Here is a 17,448-nt window from a genome sequence, read left to right as displayed (position 1 = left end):
CCTCCCGCTCTGGAGAATCCATGCCCCTACGCTTACGCCGCACCCCCCTGCTGGCCGCCCTCGCGCTGGCGGCGTCGTTCCTCACCGCGCCCGCGCAGGCGGCAGACGAGCCGCCCTTCCGTGATCCGGCCCTGCCGCTGGAGCAGCGCGTCGACGACCTGCTCGGCCGGCTCACCCTGCCCGAGAAGCTGGGCCTGCTGCACCAGTCGCAGCAGGCGATCCCGCGCCTCGGCATCCCGTACCACAAGAACGGCACCGAGGCGCTGCACGGCGTCGGCTGGTCCAACGACCTCGACGACGGCTGGAAGCAGAAGTTCGCGAGCGGCACGGTCTTCCCGCAGGCCGTCGGGCTGGCCAGCACGTGGGACCCGGAGCTGGTCAAGCGGGTCGGCGCGGCCGTGGGCGACGAGGCGCGCGGCTACAACGCCGTCAACCCGACGCTGTGGGGGCTCCAGGTGTGGGCTCCGGTCGTGGACCTGCTGCGCGACCCGCGGGCCGGCCGCAACGAGGAGGGCTACTCCGAGGACCCGCTGCTGACCGGCGCCATCTCCACCGCTTACGGCAAGGGCCTGCAGGGCGACGACCCGTTCTACCTGAAGACCGCGCCGGTGCTGAAGCACTACCTCGCCTACAACAACGAGACCAACCGCGGCGTCACCTCCTCCAACCTGACGCCCAAGCTGAGGAACGAGTACTACCAGAAGGCGTTCCGGGCCGCGATCTCGGCCGACGCCGCGACCGGCGTGATGGCCTCCTACAACCTGGTCAACGGCCGGCCCAACCACGTCAACCCCGACCTGGACGAGGCCGTCAGGTCGTGGACGGGCAAGACGCTCTACAACGTCAGCGACGCCTGGGGCCCGTACGCGCTGACCGAGCAGGAGAAGTACTACGACGACAAGGCCGAGGCGTTCGCCGCCGTGCTCAAGGCCGGCCTCGACAGCTACACCGTGGACGACAGCAACGCGGGGCCGACCGCCCAGCTCCTCTCGACCGCTCTGGACCGCGGCCTCATCACCCAGGCCGACGTGGACGACGCCGTACGGCACGTGCTGTCGATCAGGTTCCGGCTCGGTCACTTCGACCCGGACGGCGGGCCGTACAAGAAGATCACCAAGGACGTGATCGACAGCCCCGCGCACCGGAAGCTGAACCGCGAGACCGCCGGCAAGGCGGCCGTGCTGCTGCGCAACTCCGGAGTGCTGCCGCTGGCGAGCCCGAAGAGCGCCGCCGTCGTCGGCCCGCTGGCCGACCGCCTCTACCGCGACTGGTACGGCGGGCAGGCGCCCTACCAGGTGACCCCGCTCGACGGGATCAAGGAGCGCGTCGCCGACGTCACGAGTGGCGCCGGGCTGGAGCGGATCGCGCTCAAGCACCTCGGCTCCGGCAGGTACCTCACCGCCACCGGCTCCGGCCCGGACGACAACGTCGCGCTCACCGACACCGCCCCCACCCCCGCCTCCCAGTGGGACCTGACCGACTGGACCGGCGGCGTGTCCACGCTGCGCAACGCGGGCAACGGCAAGCTCCTCGGCGGCGACTGGCGCTCCCTCGACACCGACGACGCCGAGCCCGACGGCTGGTACGTCCAGCAGCAGTTCGCCCTGGAGCGGCAGGCCGACGGCTCCTACCTGATCAGGTACGCCGGCTACGAGAGCGTCGAGAGCTGGTACGGCCTGCCCGACCCGTACGTGAGCGTGAACGCCGACGGCACGCCCGGCCTGGCCCCGAAGGCGCAGGCGGCCCGCTTCGCCAAGGAGGTCGTCTCTGACGGCGTCGCCGCGGCGGCCGAGCAGGCCCGCAAGGCCGAGGTGGCGGTCGTGGTGGTCGGCAGCCACCCGTTCGTGGCGGCCCGCGAGTTCCACGACCGGGACAGTCTTCAGCTCGGCGAGGGGCAGCGGCGGCTGATCGAGGCGGTGCGCAAGGCCAACCCGAGGACCGTGGTCGTCCTGGAGACCAGTTACCCCGTCATCGTGGACGCGCCGACGCTGCTGTGGACCACCCACGCCGGCGCCGAGACCGGCCACGCGGTCGCCGACGTGCTCTTCGGCGACGTCAACCCGGCCGGGCGGCTCACCCAGACGTGGTACGCCACCGACAAACTGCCGAGCATCCACGACTACGACCTGGTCAGGACCGGCATGACGTACCTGTACCAGCGGGGCCGGCCGCTCTACCCCTTCGGCCACGGCCTCAGCTACACCACCTTCGGCTACCAGGGCCTGCGCGTCCAGGGCGAGCAGGTCAGCGTCAAGGTCACCAACACCGGCAAGGTGAAGGGCGAGGAGGTCGTGCAGCTCTACACCCACCAGCGGCGCTCCCGCTTCCCGCAGCCGGTCGAGCAGTTGCGCGGCTTCCAGCGGGTCGCGCTGGGCCCCGGCGAGAGCAGGACGGTGACGTTCCCGTTGAAGCGGTCCGACCTGGCCGTGTGGGACCACACGCGCGGCCGGTGGGTCGTCGAGACGGCCGCGCACGACGTGCTCGTGGGGTCGTCGTCCGAGCAGGTCCGCGCCCGGACGACGCTCCAGGTGACCGGCGAGACCGTCCCGGTCCGGGACCTCACGCAGGCCACGCGCGCCATGGACTTCGACGGCTACTCCGGTGTGGAGTTCGCCGACGAGTCGAAGGTCCGCGGCGAGGTCGTGGCCGGCTCGGCGGGGGACTGGATCTCCTTCACCGGCGCCTCGTGGGGGTCCCGCCTCACCGCGGGCGTCGCCTCGGTGAGTGGCGGCTCCGTCGAGCTGCGGCTCGGCTCGCCCACCGGCGCCCTGCTCGGCACCGTCCAGGCGCCGGCGACCGGCGACGTCTACCGGTACGGCACGGCGAGCGCCACGGTGAAGCCCGGCAAGGGCGACCTGTACGTCGTCTTCAAGGGCGACCTGCGGCTCAGGGACCTGCGCCTCACCCGATGATTGGTTGTGAGTCCAAACTATTGACCTGACGTGAGACGTGTGTGAGCCTCAAGGTCGAGGCTCATGCGCGAAGGCGGAGGCGACGGTCAGGGTCCCCCAGACCTGGTCGTGCATGGAGGCCATCCGGGCGGGCGGCACCTTTGGGCACGCGTGCCCGGAAAGGGTAACCCCCCATGCCAAGACGGTTGTTCAGCACGCTCCTGATCGTCGCCGTCGCCCTCGCGGCGGTCGTCGTCAGGATGGCGCCGGTGTCCGCCGTCGCCGCCGATCCCTACGCGTTCAAGAACGTCAGGATCGACGGCGGCGGCTTCGTCCCCGGCATCGTCTTCAACCCCACCGAGCGCAACCTCCTCTACGCCCGCACCGACATCGGCGGCGCCTACCGCTGGAACCAGTCCACCAAGTCCTGGACGCCGCTCCTCGACTGGGCCGGATGGGACAAGTGGGGCTACAACGGCGTGGTCAGCCTCGCCACCGACCCCGTCGACACCAACCGCGTGTACGTCGCGGCCGGCATGTACACCAACTCCTGGGACCCGAACAACGGCGCGATCCTGCGCTCCGCGGACAAGGGCGCGACCTGGCAGGCGACGCCGCTGCCGTTCAAGCTCGGCGGCAACATGCCGGGCCGCGGCATGGGCGAGGCGCTGTCCGTCGACCCGAACAAGAACAGCGTCCTCTACCTCGGCACCCCCAACGGCAACGGCCTGTGGCGCAGCACCGACTACGGCGCCACCTGGGCCAAGGTGACGAGCTTCCCCAACGCCGGCGACTACGCCCAGGACCCGAGCGACCCCAACGGCTACCTGAGCCACCGGCCGGGCGTGGTCTGGGTGACCTACGACCCGCGCTCCTCCGCCAAGGGCGCCGCCACCAAGACGATCTACGTCGGCGTGGCCGACAAGGCCAACAGCGTCTACCGCACCACCGACGCCGGCGCGACCTGGCAGCGGGTGCCCGGCCAGCCGACCGGCTACCTGGCGCACAAGGGCGTGCTCGACACCGCCAACGGCTACCTGTTCATCGCCACCAGCGACACCGGCGGGCCGTACGACGGGGCCAAGGGCGACGTGTGGCGCTACGCCACCGCCACCGGCGTCTGGACCCAGGTCAGCCCGATCCCGTCGTCCAGCTCCGACGACTACTTCGGCTACAGCGGCCTGACCCTGGACCGGCAGAAGCCGGGCACGCTCATGGTCGCCACCCAGATCTCCTGGTGGCCGGACGTGATCTTCTTCCGGTCCACCGACTCGGGCGCCACCTGGACCCGCGTGTGGGACTGGACCTCGTACCCCAGTCGTAGCTTCCGCTACAAGCAGGACATCTCCGAGAATCCGTGGCTGACCTTCGGCGCCAACCCGCAGCCGCCCGAGGTGGCGCCCAAGCTCGGCTGGATGACCGAGTCGCTGGAGATCGACCCGTTCGACTCCAACCGCATGATGTACGGCACCGGCGCGACGCTCTACGGCACCGAGGACCTCACCAAGTGGGACTCGGGCGGCCAGTTCACCATCAGGCCCATGGCCAAGGGCCTGGAGGAGACCGCGGTGCTCGACCTGATCAGCCCGCCCAGCGGCGCCCCACTGGTCAGCGGCCTCGGTGACATCGGCGGCTTCCGGCACACCAACCTGGACGCCGTGCCGTCGATGATGTTCACCTCACCCGTCTTCACCACGACCACCAGCCTGGACTACGCGGAGAAGTCCCCGTCGATCATGGTGCGGGCGGGGAACTTCAAGGACTCCGACCGTCCCAACGACAGCCACGTGGCCTTCTCCACGGACGGTGGCGCGAACTGGTTCCAGGGCACCGAGCCCGGCGGGATCGACGAGGGCGGCACGGTGGCCGCCGCGGCCGACGGCTCCCGCTTCGTGTGGGCGCCCAAGGGCGTCACCCCCGTCTACTCGGTGGGCTACGGCAACTCGTGGCAGCAGGCGCAGGGCCTGCCCACGGGCGCGATCGTCGAGTCCGACCGGGTCAACCCGATGACGTTCTACGGCTACAGCGGCGGGCGCCTCTACCTCAGCACCAACGGCGGCGCCACGTTCACCGCCACGGCCGCGACCGGCCTGCCCGCCACCGGCACGGTCCACGTCAAGGCGCTGCCCGGCAAGGAGGGCGACGTGTGGCTGGCCGGCGAGACGGGCCTGTTCCACTCCACGAACGGCGGCGCGGCCTTCACCCGGCTCGGCAACGTCACCGGCGCGATCAACGTCGGCTTCGGCAAGGCGGCCCCCGGCCAGAGCTACCCGGCGGTGTTCGCGGTGGCCACGATCGACGGCGTCGCCGGCCTGTTCCGGTCGGACGACGCGGGCTCGGCCTGGGTGCGGATCAACGACGACAAGCACCAGTACGGCAACATGGGCGAGGCCCTGACCGGCGACCCGAGGATCTACGGCCGGGTCTACCTGGGCACGAACGGCCGCGGGATCATCTACGGCGACCGCACCGGCCCGACCCCGACAGCCACGCCCACCGTCACCCCCACCGTCACCCCGACCGTGACTCCCACGGTCACCCCGACCGTGACCCCGACGACGGGGAACGGGTGCACCGCCACCTACACCGTCGGCAACCAGTGGCCCGGCGGCTTCGGGGCCGAGGTCACGGTCAAGAACACCGGCTCCGCGGCCACCACCGGCTGGAAGGTCACCTGGACGTACAGCGGCGACCAGAAGATCAGCCAGCTGTGGAGCGGCACGCTGAGCCAGTCCGGCGCCGCCGTCACCGTGACCAACGCGGGCTACAACGGCGCCCTCCAGCCGAACGCGACCACCTCGTTCGGCTTCAACGCCACCTTCACCGGCACCAACACCAACCCGGTCGTGGCCTGCGCGGCGTCGTGACCTGACAGGGGTGACCGGGACGGCCCGGTCACCCCTTGACCGCTCCGATGAGCACGCCCTTGGTGAAGTGCCGCTGCACGAACGGGTAGACGAAGAGCACCGGCACCAGCGCGATCACCACGATCGACATCTGGATCGCCAGGTTCGGCGGCGGGCTCTGCCCGGCGGCCACCACGTCGGCGCTCTGGCCCACGAACATCGACTGGCCCTGGTAGACGTACTGCCGCAGCACGAGCTGGAGCGGCCACTTGGCCGTGTCGTTCAGGTACAGCACGGCGTCGAAGAACGCGTTCCAGTACCCGACGGCGTACAGCAGCCCGATCACCGCGATCACGCCCCGGGACATCGGCAGCACGATCCGCCGCAGGATCGTGAACTCGCTCGCCCCGTCGATGCGCGCGCTGTCGGTGACCTCGCCCGGGATGCTCATGAAGAACGCCCGCATCACCACCAGGTTGAACGCCGTGACCGCCACCGGCAGGATCAGCGACCAGTACGAGTCGATCAGCCCGAGCCCGCTGACCACCAGGTACTTCGGGATCAGCCCCGGCCCGAACAGGAACGTCAGCAGGACCAGGAACAGCAGCGGCCGGTGCAGCAGCGAGCCGGGCCGCGACAGCCCGTACGCGGCGAGCGTGGTGACGGTCAGGCTGAGCAGCGTGCCCACCACCGTCACGCCCAGGCTCACCAGCACGGCCCGCGTCACCACGCCGCCCGCGAACAGCTCCTCGTAGGCGGCGAACGACAGCTCGCCCGGCACGGTCACCAGGCCGCCCGCCCGGGTGACCTCCTCCTGTGTCGACAGGCTGGTCACCACCACCATGTACACGGGGAAGACGACGGCGACGACGATCGCGGCCAGCACGGCCGTCTTCCCCGTCCGGCCGATCACGGTGGGCCGCTCCGCCCAGGATGCCGCATTCATGATCTCTTGTAGATTCCCTGCTCGCCGAACCGGTGGGCGACCTTGTTGGCCACCAGGATGAGGATGAGCCCGACCACGCCCTTGACCAGGCCCGCCGCCGCGCCGTAGCTCCACTCGCCGGTCAGCAGCGTGCGCCAGTAGACGAACGTGTCGAGCACCTCGGCCGCGTCGCGGCCCACCGCGTCGCGCTGGATGAAGAACTGCTCGAAGCCGACGTTGAGCGCGTCGCCCAGCCGCAGGATGAGCAGCAGGATGACCACCGGGCGCAGGCCGGGCAGCGTGACGTGCCACATGCGCCGCAGGCGGCCCGCGCCGTCCACCGCCGCCGCCTCGTACAGGTTCTGGTCGATCGCGGCGAGCGCGGCCAGGAAGATGATGGCGCCCCAGCCGGCGTCCTTCCAGATGGTCTCGCTGGTGACGAGCAGCAAGAACGTATCCGGATTTGTCATGATGTCGAGGCCGGAGCGGCCGTGGTCGCGCAGGATCTGCGCCAGCAGCCCGGCCCCGCCGAACATCTGCTGGAACAGCGTCACGACCAGCACCCACGAGAAGAAGTGCGGCATGTACACGATGCTCTGGAGCAGCAGTCGCAGCCGGGGCCGGATGACGCTGTCCAGCAGGAGCGCCAGCATGATCGGCACCGGGAAGTAGAAGACGAGCTGGAAGGCGGTGATGGTCAGCGTGTTGAGCGTCGCGTCCCAGAAGCTCTCGTCCAGCATGAGCCACTGGAAGTTCGCGATCCCCACCCACGGGCTGTCCTTGACGCCCACGTACGGCGAGTAGTCCTGGAAGGCGATCACGTTGCCGAGCAGCGGCACGTAGTGGAAGACGATCAGCAGCCCGATCGCCGGGACCGTCATCAGCAGGAGCTGCCAGTCGCGCCGCAGCCGGGCCCGCAGGGTCGCCGGCCGGGCTCCGCCCGTGCCGCTCGGTGCTGTGCTGTCCGGGGCGGCGGGCGCGGTCAGGTCACCCGCCGCCCCGGAGTCTACGGAGTCCCTAAGCACGACCGTTGTCCTGCAGGACCTTCAGGTAGAACGCGCGGGCCTCGTCGCCGCCGTCGCGCCGCCACTCGGCCGCGATCTGCTTGACGTCGCTGACGGGCCGCCGCCCGCGCATGATGTCCGTGAACTTGTCCTCCGTCGGCACCTGCAGGCCCGCGTACTTGCCCGGCCGCTGGATCCTGATGCCGTCGAACGGGGTCTTCTCGATGTACGGGAACGAGGCGTTCTGCCAGGCCAGGTTGGCCCGCACCGCGTCCGGGAACGGCCAGTCCACGTACAGCGGGCGCCCGCCGAGGAAGCCGTAGGTGTAGGCGACCTCCTTGGTGCCGAGCTCGGTCGGCTTGGGCACGCCGTCGGAGCCGAGCTCGAAGTGCTTGCCCTTGACCCCGTAGGTGGACAGCTCGTACTCCTTGGTGCCGTACGGCGCCGCGCACCAGTCGAGGATCGACAGCAGCTCCTCCACCTGCGCCTTGGGCAGGCCCTTCTTGATGAAGGTGAAGATGCCGGCCGCGTTGTTGTGGTACATGATCGGCTTGCTGCCGTCGTGCGAGAAGAGGGGGAAGACGCCCATCGCGAAGCCGGGGTTCTTGGGCCGGTGCTGCTGGAGCAGCTCCTTCCAGCCGCCGAAGCCGTCCCGGTAGATCACGATCTGGCCCGCGCCGATGAGCTCCTTCTCGTTGGCGCCCTTGCTGCTGGTGACGCTCGGGTGGATCAGCTCCTCGGCGAACAGCTTGCGCATCCAGGCGAGCATGAGCTCGAACTCGGGCGTCTCGTACTTGTGGACCAGCTTGCCGCCCTCGTAGCGCCACTCCTGCGGCACCTTGAAGATCGGCCAGGCCATCTCGTGGATGTCGCCGAACGCCCACCGCTTGGCCTTCGCGTCGGTGATCTCCTTGCCGAGCTGGTAGAGCTCCTCGGCGTTCTTGGGATTCTGGTTCCAGCCGTTCTTGTCGAACAGGTCCTTGCGGTAGAGCAGCCCGTACGGGTACGGCTCGGTGGGGTACGGCACCGCCATCAGCTTGCCGTTCCACACCGACCACTGCCAGGCGGCCGTGGGCAGGTTGGCCAGCAGCGCGTACGTCTTGACCCGGTCGCCCTGGAGGTACGGCGTCAGGTCCTCGAAGGCCTGGTCGACGGCCTTGTTGAAGTCGGCCATCTTCTCGATCTCCCAGTTCGGGATGACCATGAGGTCCGGGATGTCGCGGGCCGCGAGCCGGGCGATGGCCTTGTCGACGTACGTGACGCCGTCGGTGATCTGGAACTCCACGGTGGCGCCGATGTCGGCGTTGACCGCCTGGAAGTAGGAGTTGCTCGCCAGGCCGGGCGGCGGAGGGCCCCACAGCGGGGTCATGGCCTTGTAGCTGCCGCCCTTGCCGGCCTTGCGGGTGAGCGCGGGCACCGGGTCGGCCGGGTAGGAGCTGACCCCGCCGCTGATGTCGGGGACGCCGGGCAGGTTGGACGTGGTGCCGGGCAGGTCGGGCTTGACGCCGGCGAAGGGCACGTAGGTGGGCGTGAGGGTCTTGAGCTTGTCCCCGGCGGCGGCGGTGGCGCCGCCGGAGCCGGGCCGGGGGGTGCTGGGCGCGCTGCAGGCCGACAGCATCCCCGCTGCCGTCAGGCCCACCAGTCCGAGGAATCCGCGCCGGGTGGTCGAAGCGCCTTGAGCGGGAAGTGTCACGGCGCGCTCCCTTCGCCTGTTCAGGGGTTGTCGAGGCAGGTGACATCGCGGTTAGAATTAGTTCGTCTTCCGACCAAACAAATTAGTGGAGTGTGACCGCGGCCACAAGGGAGCGCCCGGGTCACAGGTTGGTGAAGGGCGCCCGCGATACGGCATGCTGGGGACACCTCCTTGGCGGGAACGGGGCTGATTTTGATCACATCCACGACCGGCCCTCAGCCGGCCGACTTCGCCGATGTGCGCGCGACCAACCTCGCGGTGGTGCTGCGCTTCGTGCGCGAGCACGCGCCGTGCTCGCGCGCCGACATCGCGGCCTCGACCGGGCTGAACAAGGCGACGGTCTCCAGCCTCGTCGCCGACCTCATCGACCGCCGTCTGGTGCGGGAGACCGGCCTCACCGAGAACCGCGTCGGCCGCCCGGCCACGATGCTCGTCCTCGACGGCTCGCCGTACGCCGCCATCGGCATCGAGATCAACGTCGACCACGTCTCCGCGGTCGCCACCGGCCTCGCGGGGGAGCGGCTGCTCACCTGGCGCCGCGCCTTCGCCGCCGGCGGGTCCGCCAGCCAGGACGTGGCCGCCGTCGCCGCCATCGTCAGGCGCGTCGTCGCCCGCATGGCCCGCGAGGAGCGGCAGGTGCTCGGACTGGCCGTGGCCGTGCCCGGCCTGGTCGACGTGCAGGGCGTCGTGCGCATCGCGCCCAACCTCGGCTGGCGCGACGCCGACCTCGCCGGCGACCTGGCCAAGGCGCTCCGCGATCCCGGCTTCGCCGTCCAGGTGGACAACGACGCCAACCTCGCCGCCCTGGCCGAGCAGCGCTTCGGCGCCCGCGCCGGCGCCGCCGACCTCGTCTACCTGACCGGCGAGATGGGGGTGGGCGCCGGCATCATCCTCGACGGGCGGCTGCGCCGCGGCGGCCTCGGCTACAGCGGCGAGATCGGCCACGTGCAGCTCGACCCCGACGGCCCCGCGTGCCGCTGCGGGCGTCGCGGCTGCCTGGAGGCCGTCGCCGGCATCGGCGCCATCCTGCGCCGCGACCTGTCGCCGAGCCAGATCCCCGTCGAGATCGAGGACGCCGTACGCTCCGCCCGCGCCGGCCACCCCGGCACCCTGGCCGCCCTCGACGCCGCCGGCCGCGGCCTCGGCCGGGGCGTGTCCGTCCTGGCCAACCTGCTCAATCCCGAGGTCGTCGTCCTCGGCGGCTACTACGTGCCGCTCGCGCCGTGGCTGCTGCCCGCGGTGCGGGAGGAGGTGTCGGGCCGGGCGATCGCGCCGGGGGGAGGGGGCTGCGAGGTCGTGGCCTCGACGCTCGGCCTCGACGCGGCGGCGCTGGGCGGCGCGGCCCGGGTGCTCGACTCGGTCGACTCGGGCCGGCTGCCCGGCGCAATATCGCGAATCTCCTGACCTGACTCTTGACCTCGGTCACGGGGACGGGCACCCTTCAGGGAACCCACCGAAATCCCCCCGTAACTTCCCCGGCCGGTCGTCGAAGCGCTTCGACAGTCTCAGAGGGATGGCCATGCACGAACCCTTCCGCGCCCCCTTGCGCGACCTCCCCCGCGACGTCTCCCACGACCTCCCTCCTGATGTCTCTGTTTTCCGGGACCCCGGCGCCCCGCTTCCGGAACGCGTCGCCGACCTGGCCCGCAGGCTCACCCTCGACGAGAAGCTCGGCCTGCTGCACCAGTACCAGGCGCCCGTCGAGCGGCTCGGCCTCGGCCCGTTCCGCACCGGCACCGAGGCGCTGCACGGGCTCGCCTGGCTCGGCCCCGCCACCGTCTTCCCGCAGGCCATCGGCCTCGCCTCCACCTGGGACCCCGAGCTGGTGCGCCGGGTCGGCGAGGCCACCGGCGACGAGGTGCTCGCCTTCCACCACAAGGACCCGTCCGGCGCCGGGCGCAACGTCTGGGCGCCGGTGGTCAACCCGCTGCGCGACCCGCGCTGGGGCCGTAACGAGGAGGGCTACTCCGAGGACCCCTGGCTGACCGGCCTCATGGGCGAGGCGTATGCCCATGGGCTTCGTGGGAGCGATCCCACGGTGCTGCGCACCGCCCCCACGCTCAAGCACTTCCTCGCGTACAACAACGAGACCGACCGCTGCTCCACCTCCAGCAACCTGCCGCCGCGCGTCCTGCACGAGTACGAGCTGCCCGCCTTCCGGCCCGCCATCGAGAGCGGCGCCGCCGTCGCCGTCATGCCGTCGTACAACCTGGTCAACGGCCGGCCCGCGCACCTCAGCCCACTGATCGAGCGGGTCCTGCGCGCCTGGGCGCCCGAAGACCTCCTCGTGGTCAGCGACGCCTACGCCCCCGCCAACCTGACCGGCGTCCAGGGCTACCACGAGACCCTGCCCGAGGCGTACGCGCACGCCGTCAAGGCCGGGCTCGACAGCTTCACCCAGGACGACGACCGGCCCGAGGCCACGCTCGGCCACCTCCGGGAGGCGGTGCGCCGCGGCCTGCTCACCGAGGCCGACGTGGACCGGGCCGTCCGGCACGTCCTGTCGATCCGGTTCCGGCTCGGCGAGTTCGACCCCGCCACGCCGTACGACGACGTCACCGAGGAGGTCGTCAACTGCCCCGCGCACCAGGACCTCGCCCGGGAGGCCGCGCGGCGCTCCATCGTGCTGCTGGCCAACGACGGGCTGCTGCCCCTCGGACCCGTCACCAGGGTCGCGGTCATCGGGCAGCTCGGCGACACGCTCATGGAGGACTGGTACAGCGGCACGCTGCCGTACTCCGTGACCGCCCGCGCCGGGCTGGCCGAGCGGTGCGCGACCGTGTTCTGCGAGGGCGTGGACCGGGTGACACTCACCGCCGAGGCCGGGCCCGTGACCGCCGACCCGGCCGGCGGGCCGCTGAGCGTCGCGGCCGGCTCCGGAGGCTCGGCGGACCTGTTCGACGTGTTCGACTGGGGCGGCGGCGCCTACGCGCTGCGGGCCGCCGCCACCGGCCGCTTCGTGTCGGCCGAGGACGGGGTGCTCGTCAACGACCAGCCCGGCCCCAACGGCTGGGAGGTGCGCCAGACGTTCCGCGTCGAGGACCGGCCGCGCGGCCTGCTCGCCCTGCGGCACATCGCCACCGGCTGCTACGTCGGCCTCGGCGACGACGGCGTGCTCCGCCTCGTGGACGACGCCGACCGGGCCGCCTGGCTGGCCATGGACGTGATCAGGAGCGGCGCCCGGCAGGCGGCGGAGCTGGCCGCGGGCGCCGACGTCGCCGTCGTCGTGGTCGGCGACCACCCGCTGGTCAACGGCCGCGAGACCGAGGACCGCACGAGCCTCGCCCTCGCCCCGGCCCAGGACGCCGTCCTCGCCGCCGTCCGCGCCGCCAACCCGCGCACCGTCATGGTCGTCACCAGCGGCTACCCCCTCACCTGGACCACCCCGGACGTGCCCGCCGTGCTGTGGTCGGCCCACGGCGGCCAGGAGTACGGCCACGCCCTGGCCGAGGTGCTGTTCGGCGACGCCGACCCCGAGGGCCGGCTCACCCAGACGTGGTACCGCTCGGCCCAGGAGCTGCCCGACCTGCTCGACTACGACATCATCACGGCCGACGCCACCTACCTGTACTTCCGCGGCACCCCGCTCCACCCGTTCGGGCACGGCCTCAGCTACACCACCTTCGGCTTCGCCGACCTGGGCGTCCGGCTCGTGGACGGGGTGGTGACCGCCGAGGTCACGGTCACCAACACCGGCGCCCGCGAGGGCGTCGAGGTCGTCCAGTTCTACACGCGCCAGCGGCGCTCCCGCGTCAAACAACCGCTGCGCCGGCTGCGCGGCTTCGAGAAGGTGCGGCTCGCGCCCGGCGAGAGCCGCACCGTGACGCTCCACCTGCCGGTGGAGGAGCTGGCGTTCTGGGACGTGACGCGGGGCCGGCTCGTCGTGGAGGACGCGCCGCACCGGCTCATGGTCGGCCGCAGCGCCACCGACCTGCGGCTGTGCGCCGACTTCGAGGTGCCCGGCGAGACCGTCCCGCCCCGCACCGGGCCCCTGCGGGCCGTGGACCACGACGAGTACGACGCGGTCGCGTTCGTGGACGCCGACCCGGTCGAGGGCGAGGCGGTCCGCTCGGAGGTCGAGGGCGCCTGGATCGCGTTCCGGCAGGTGGACCTGGCCGGCGCCGCCTCGTGCGCGGTGACGGCCGGCTCGGCCGAGGGCGGAGTGATCACCCTGCGGCTCGGTGACCCCCTCTACGGCGAGGCGCTGGCCGCCTTCCCCGTGCCCCGCACCGGCCGCCACGCCCTCCAGACCCTCACCGCACCGCTTGCGGGTCCCGGCGGGGTCCACGATGTTTATGTCGTGTTCGAGAACGACGGCGTCACGCTCGCCGGCCTCACCTGGGAGCCGGCCGGCCCGTCCATCGGCGGAGCGGGCGATTGAGCGGGCGCGCCGTCACCATCGCCGAGGTCGCCCGGCACGCCGGCGTCGCCGTCAGCACCGTCTCGTACGTGCTCAGCGGCAAGCGGACGATCTCGGCCGACACCCGCAGGCGGGTGCTCGACAGCATCAGCACGCTCGGCTACCACCCGCACGCCGGAGCCCGCTCCCTGGCCAGCAAGCGGTCCAACGTGATCGCCCTGGTGCTGCCGTTACGAGCCGGCATGCACGTGCCGGTCCTCATGCGCTTCGCCACCGCCGTGGTGACGGCCGCCCGCCGTTTCGACCACGACGTGCTGCTGCTGACGGCAGACGAGGGCCCCGAGGGCATCCGGCGGGTGGCGGCCAGCGCGCTCGTCGACGCCCTCGTCCTCATGGACGTCGAGCTGCACGACCGCCGCGCGCCGCTGCTGAGGGAGCTGGCCGAGCCCAGCGTGCTCATCGGCTTCCCCGCCGAGCCCGCCGGCCTCACCTGCGTCGACCTGGACTTCGCCGCCGCCGGCGCCCGCTGCGTCACCCACCTCGCGGACCGGGGACACCGGCAGATCGCGTTGCTGGGCGCCCCGCACGTCGTCTACGACCGGGGCACGGGCTTCGCCCGCCGTACCAGGGAGGGCTTCACCGAGGCGGTCGCCGCGCACGGGCTGGACGGGCTCGCGCTGCCGTGCGAGGAGACGTTCGACGAGGTCCACACGACCATCACCCGCCTGCTCACCGAACGGCCGGCGCTGTCGGGCCTGGTCGTCCACAACGAGTCGGCCGTCAACCACGTGCTCGGCGCGCTGCGCCAGCTCGGGCGGCGGGTGCCGGAGGACGTCGCCGTGGTCGCCATCTGCCCGGACGACGTGGCCGAACGCGCCAGCCCCCCGCTCACCTCGGTCCTGATCCCGGCGGAGGAGGTCGGCAGGGAGGCGGTGCGCCTGGTGATGGAGAAACTCGAAGGCCGCGAGGTCCCGGACGCCACCCTGCTCCCACCCCACCTCGCCATCCGCTCCAGCACCTGACCAGGCCGGGCGCTCTTCGAGGTCGGGGGCCGGCCGGGACGGCGGCCCCGTGACGGCCCCGGCCGGCTATGCCGCCACCCCTTCGTCCAGTTCCAGCCGGGAGCCGGTGAAGGAGGCCCGCAGGCGCCGATCGTGCGTAACGACGACCAGCGCGCCCTCGTAAGAGACGAGCGCCTCCTGCAGTTGCTCCACGAGCATCGGCGACAGGTGGTTGGTCGGCTCGTCCAGCAGCAGCAGGTCCACGGGCTCGCTCACCAGCCGTGCCAGCTCGATCCGGCGCCGCTGCCCGTAGGACAGCTCTCCGACGCGCAGCCCCAGGTCCGACGGCCGGAACAACCCCAGGGCGAGCAGCGCGTCCGCGTGCTCGTCCAGGCTCCCGAGCCGTCCATGCGCGTAGGCCCGCAGCACGGTCCACTCCGCCGCCCCGGCCGGCCCGTCCTGCCGAAGACCGTTGGCCCGGCCGGCCGGCCGCGCGTTGCCGGTGTCCGGCTCGTCCTGCCGGAAGAACCCGACCCGGCCGGCCCGCCGTACCTCACCCGCGTCCGGCCGCAGCTCTCCGGCGAGTACGCGCATCAGCGTGGTCTTGCCCGCCCCGTTCGGGCCGGTGACGAGCAGCCGCTCACCGGCGTGGACGGCCAGGGACTCCAGGCGGAGCCGCCCCGCCACTTCCACGCCGTCGAGCGTGACCACTTCGGTCCCGGCAGCGGCTCCCGAGGTGGCGAGGGCGGCGGTGAAGCGCAGCGGCTCGGGCGGCGGCAGCGCCGGGCGCTCGGTGAGCCACCGTAGCCGCTGCTGGGACTGCCGGATGCGCCCGGCGGCCCCGTGTGTACGCGAGCGTGCCCGCCAGGTCCCGGTCCCCATGCCCGCCTTGGGCGTCCTGCGCGGGATCGCCGCGAGTCGCCCCGCGTTGGCCGCCACCAGCGTGGCATGCCGGTCCAGCTCCGTCTTCCACTCCTCGTGGGCCCGCGCCTGTGCGGCGCGTTCGGCGGCCTTGGCCGCCAGGTATCCGGTGTAGCCGTCGCCGTAGCGGCGCACCTGCCCGTCGGCGACCTCCAGAATGGCGGTGGTCACCCGCTCCAGGAACACCCGGTCGTGCGTGATCGCCACGATCGTGCCCCGGTGGGCGCGCAGGCGCTGTTCGAGCCAGGCCACCGCCCGGTCGTCCAGGTCGTTGGTCGGCTCGTCGAGCAGCAGCAGCTCAGGAGCGGATGCCAGCGTGGCGGCCAGGGCGAGCCTGGAGCGTTCGCCACCGGAGAGCGTGCCCAGCGGGCGGCTCCGGTCCAGCCCGGGCAGCCCCAGCCCGTGCAGCGCGACGTCCACACGGGCGTCGGCCTCGTAGCCGCCCCGCGCCTCGAACTCCGCCACCAGGCGCGCGTAGACGTCCAGCGCCGGCAGTCCCGAGCGGGCCTCTGCCCCCGCGTGGACACCCCGGTCCGCGCGCGCCTCCGTGCCGGTCTCCGCGAGTGACCGCTCGGCTGCCCGCATCCGGGCTTCGAGCTCTCGCAGGTCGGCCAGCGCCAGGTCGACGGCATCGGCCACCGTCGCGTGCGGCGGCAGCGCGAGCGACTGCGGCAGGTGGCCGACGCCGCCGGGCGCGACGACCACGAGCTCGCCGTTGTCCGGCCGTTCGGCGTCCGCCATCAGCCTGATCAGCGTGGACTTTCCCGAACCGTTGTCGCCGATCACCCCGATCCGCTCGCCGGACTTGATGGTGAGTGACACCCGGTCCAGGACGACGCGGGTGCCGTAACGCTTGGTGATCTCGGTCAGTGCCAGTTGGGCGGCGGTACGTATGGGGCCCATCTCCTCTTCTCGGCGTGGTTGACTCCTCGGGTCCACGGCTCGGCTCGTTCCGGACGCGTGGACTGACGCCCGCCTCAGCCCGGGGCCTGCCGGCTGAGGTGCTCCCAGGCCCGGTACTCCTCCGTGCGGGCCTGGTCCATCCGCTGGACCATGTCGTAGGAGGCGCCGCCGACGATCAGCCGCAGCGGCGGCTCCGCCAGGCCGGCCAGCTCCATGACCACCGGCGCCGCGGTGCTCGGGTCGGGACCGGCGTCCTCGCCCCACATCTCGGCCAGCCTGGCGCGCAGCGGCTCGTACTCCGGGAGCGGCTCTGTCGTCGTGGTGCCCCGCGTGAACAGGTCCGTGCCGTACCCGCCCGGCTGCACGATCGTCACTTTGATCCCGAACGGCGCCACCTCCATGGCCAGCGCCTGGCTCACCGAGTCGAGCGCGCTCTTGCTCGCCGCGTAGAAACCGACGGACGCGAACCCGCCGCCGGTCCCCATCGAGGTGACCTGCAGGATGTGGCCGGATCCTTGCGCCCGCAGGTACGGCACGACGGCCTGGGCCACCCAGACCGCGCCGAAGAAGTTGACCTCGAACTGGGCGCGGATCTGCTCCTCGGTGGCCTCCTCCACCATGCCGAACAGCATCGTGCCGGCGTTGTTGACCACGATGTCCAGCCGTCCGAACGCCTGCGCCGCCCGGCTCACCACGTCGCGCACGGCCGCGCGGTCGGAGACGTCCAGCGTCAGCCGTACGAGGCTGTCGGGGTGCGCGGCGGCGAGGTCGCCGAGCGGGCCGAGGTCGCGCGCGGCGGCCACGACGCGGTCCCCGGCGGCGAGCGCCGCCTCGGCGAAGGCCCGGCCCAGGCCTCTGGAAGCGCCGGTGATGAACCATACGCGGGGGGTTGTCACGTGGTCTC

At 72.0% G+C, this 17,448-nt stretch carries 10 protein-coding genes; 5 read left to right on the top strand and 5 right to left on the bottom strand.

The features are described from left to right. The first annotated feature begins 20 nt into the window (after positions 1-20). Both MTP10_RS07585 and MTP10_RS07580 read left to right on the top strand, forming a co-directional pair. Entirely contained in the window at positions 21-2,912 is a 2,892-nt protein-coding gene (locus MTP10_RS07585; RefSeq protein ID WP_310708309.1) for a glycoside hydrolase family 3 C-terminal domain-containing protein, read from the top strand. Between the two features lie 173 nt (positions 2,913-3,085). Beyond that, on the top strand, positions 3,086-5,758 hold the full coding sequence (locus MTP10_RS07580; protein WP_310708308.1) for a cellulose binding domain-containing protein: 2,673 nt from the start codon (positions 3,086-3,088) through the stop codon (positions 5,756-5,758). Between the two features lie 28 nt (positions 5,759-5,786). Here the strand turns inward: MTP10_RS07580 and MTP10_RS07575 are convergent, their stop codons facing one another. From MTP10_RS07575 to MTP10_RS07565, 3 genes are read right to left on the bottom strand one after another with little or no spacing between them, the layout of a single operon-like run. Continuing rightward, a complete protein-coding gene (locus MTP10_RS07575; protein ID WP_310708307.1) occupies positions 5,787-6,683 on the bottom strand; it encodes a carbohydrate ABC transporter permease in 897 nt (298 codons plus the stop codon). Continuing rightward, positions 6,680-7,687: an ABC transporter permease subunit gene (locus MTP10_RS07570; RefSeq protein ID WP_310708306.1), complete on the bottom strand. Its 1,008-nt coding sequence runs from the start codon at positions 7,685-7,687 to the stop codon at positions 6,680-6,682. The genes MTP10_RS07575 and MTP10_RS07570 overlap by 4 nt, the downstream gene beginning before the upstream one ends. Further along, positions 7,680-9,359, bottom strand: coding sequence for an extracellular solute-binding protein (locus tag MTP10_RS07565; RefSeq protein ID WP_310708305.1), 1,680 nt, complete (start codon positions 9,357-9,359; stop codon positions 7,680-7,682). Before MTP10_RS07565 ends, MTP10_RS07570 begins: the two co-directional genes overlap by 8 nt. A gap of 192 nt (positions 9,360-9,551) precedes the next feature. Between MTP10_RS07565 and MTP10_RS07560 the strand changes: the two genes are divergently transcribed. From MTP10_RS07560 to MTP10_RS07550, 3 genes are all read left to right on the top strand, one after another. Further along, the gene (locus MTP10_RS07560) at positions 9,552-10,763 is read left to right on the top strand and encodes an ROK family transcriptional regulator (protein ID WP_310708304.1); all 1,212 of its coding nucleotides are present in this window, start codon (positions 9,552-9,554) and stop codon (positions 10,761-10,763) included. 115 nt (positions 10,764-10,878) lie between these two features. Next, positions 10,879-13,740 carry a glycoside hydrolase family 3 C-terminal domain-containing protein gene (locus MTP10_RS07555; RefSeq protein ID WP_310708303.1) on the top strand — a complete coding sequence of 954 codons (2,862 nt, stop codon included), beginning with the start codon at positions 10,879-10,881 and terminating at the stop codon, positions 13,738-13,740. Then, positions 13,737-14,741 carry a LacI family DNA-binding transcriptional regulator gene (locus MTP10_RS07550; protein ID WP_310708302.1) on the top strand — a complete coding sequence of 335 codons (1,005 nt, stop codon included), beginning with the start codon at positions 13,737-13,739 and terminating at the stop codon, positions 14,739-14,741. Before MTP10_RS07555 ends, MTP10_RS07550 begins: the two co-directional genes overlap by 4 nt. A gap of 66 nt (positions 14,742-14,807) precedes the next feature. On the opposite strand, the gene MTP10_RS07545 is transcribed toward MTP10_RS07550, so the two are convergent. Then, positions 14,808-16,544 carry an ABC-F family ATP-binding cassette domain-containing protein gene (locus MTP10_RS07545; RefSeq protein ID WP_310708301.1) on the bottom strand — a complete coding sequence of 579 codons (1,737 nt, stop codon included), beginning with the start codon at positions 16,542-16,544 and terminating at the stop codon, positions 14,808-14,810. Between the two features lie 74 nt (positions 16,545-16,618). Continuing rightward, positions 16,619-17,440: an SDR family NAD(P)-dependent oxidoreductase gene (locus MTP10_RS07540; protein ID WP_310708300.1), complete on the bottom strand. Its 822-nt coding sequence runs from the start codon at positions 17,438-17,440 to the stop codon at positions 16,619-16,621. Positions 17,441-17,448: the final 8 nt, after the last annotated feature.

It is taken from the genome of Nonomuraea sp. 3-1Str, from assembly GCF_031570565.1.
Classification (GTDB): domain Bacteria; phylum Actinomycetota; class Actinomycetes; order Streptosporangiales; family Streptosporangiaceae; genus Nonomuraea.
This window is presented reverse-complemented; position numbering and strand designations above follow the sequence as displayed.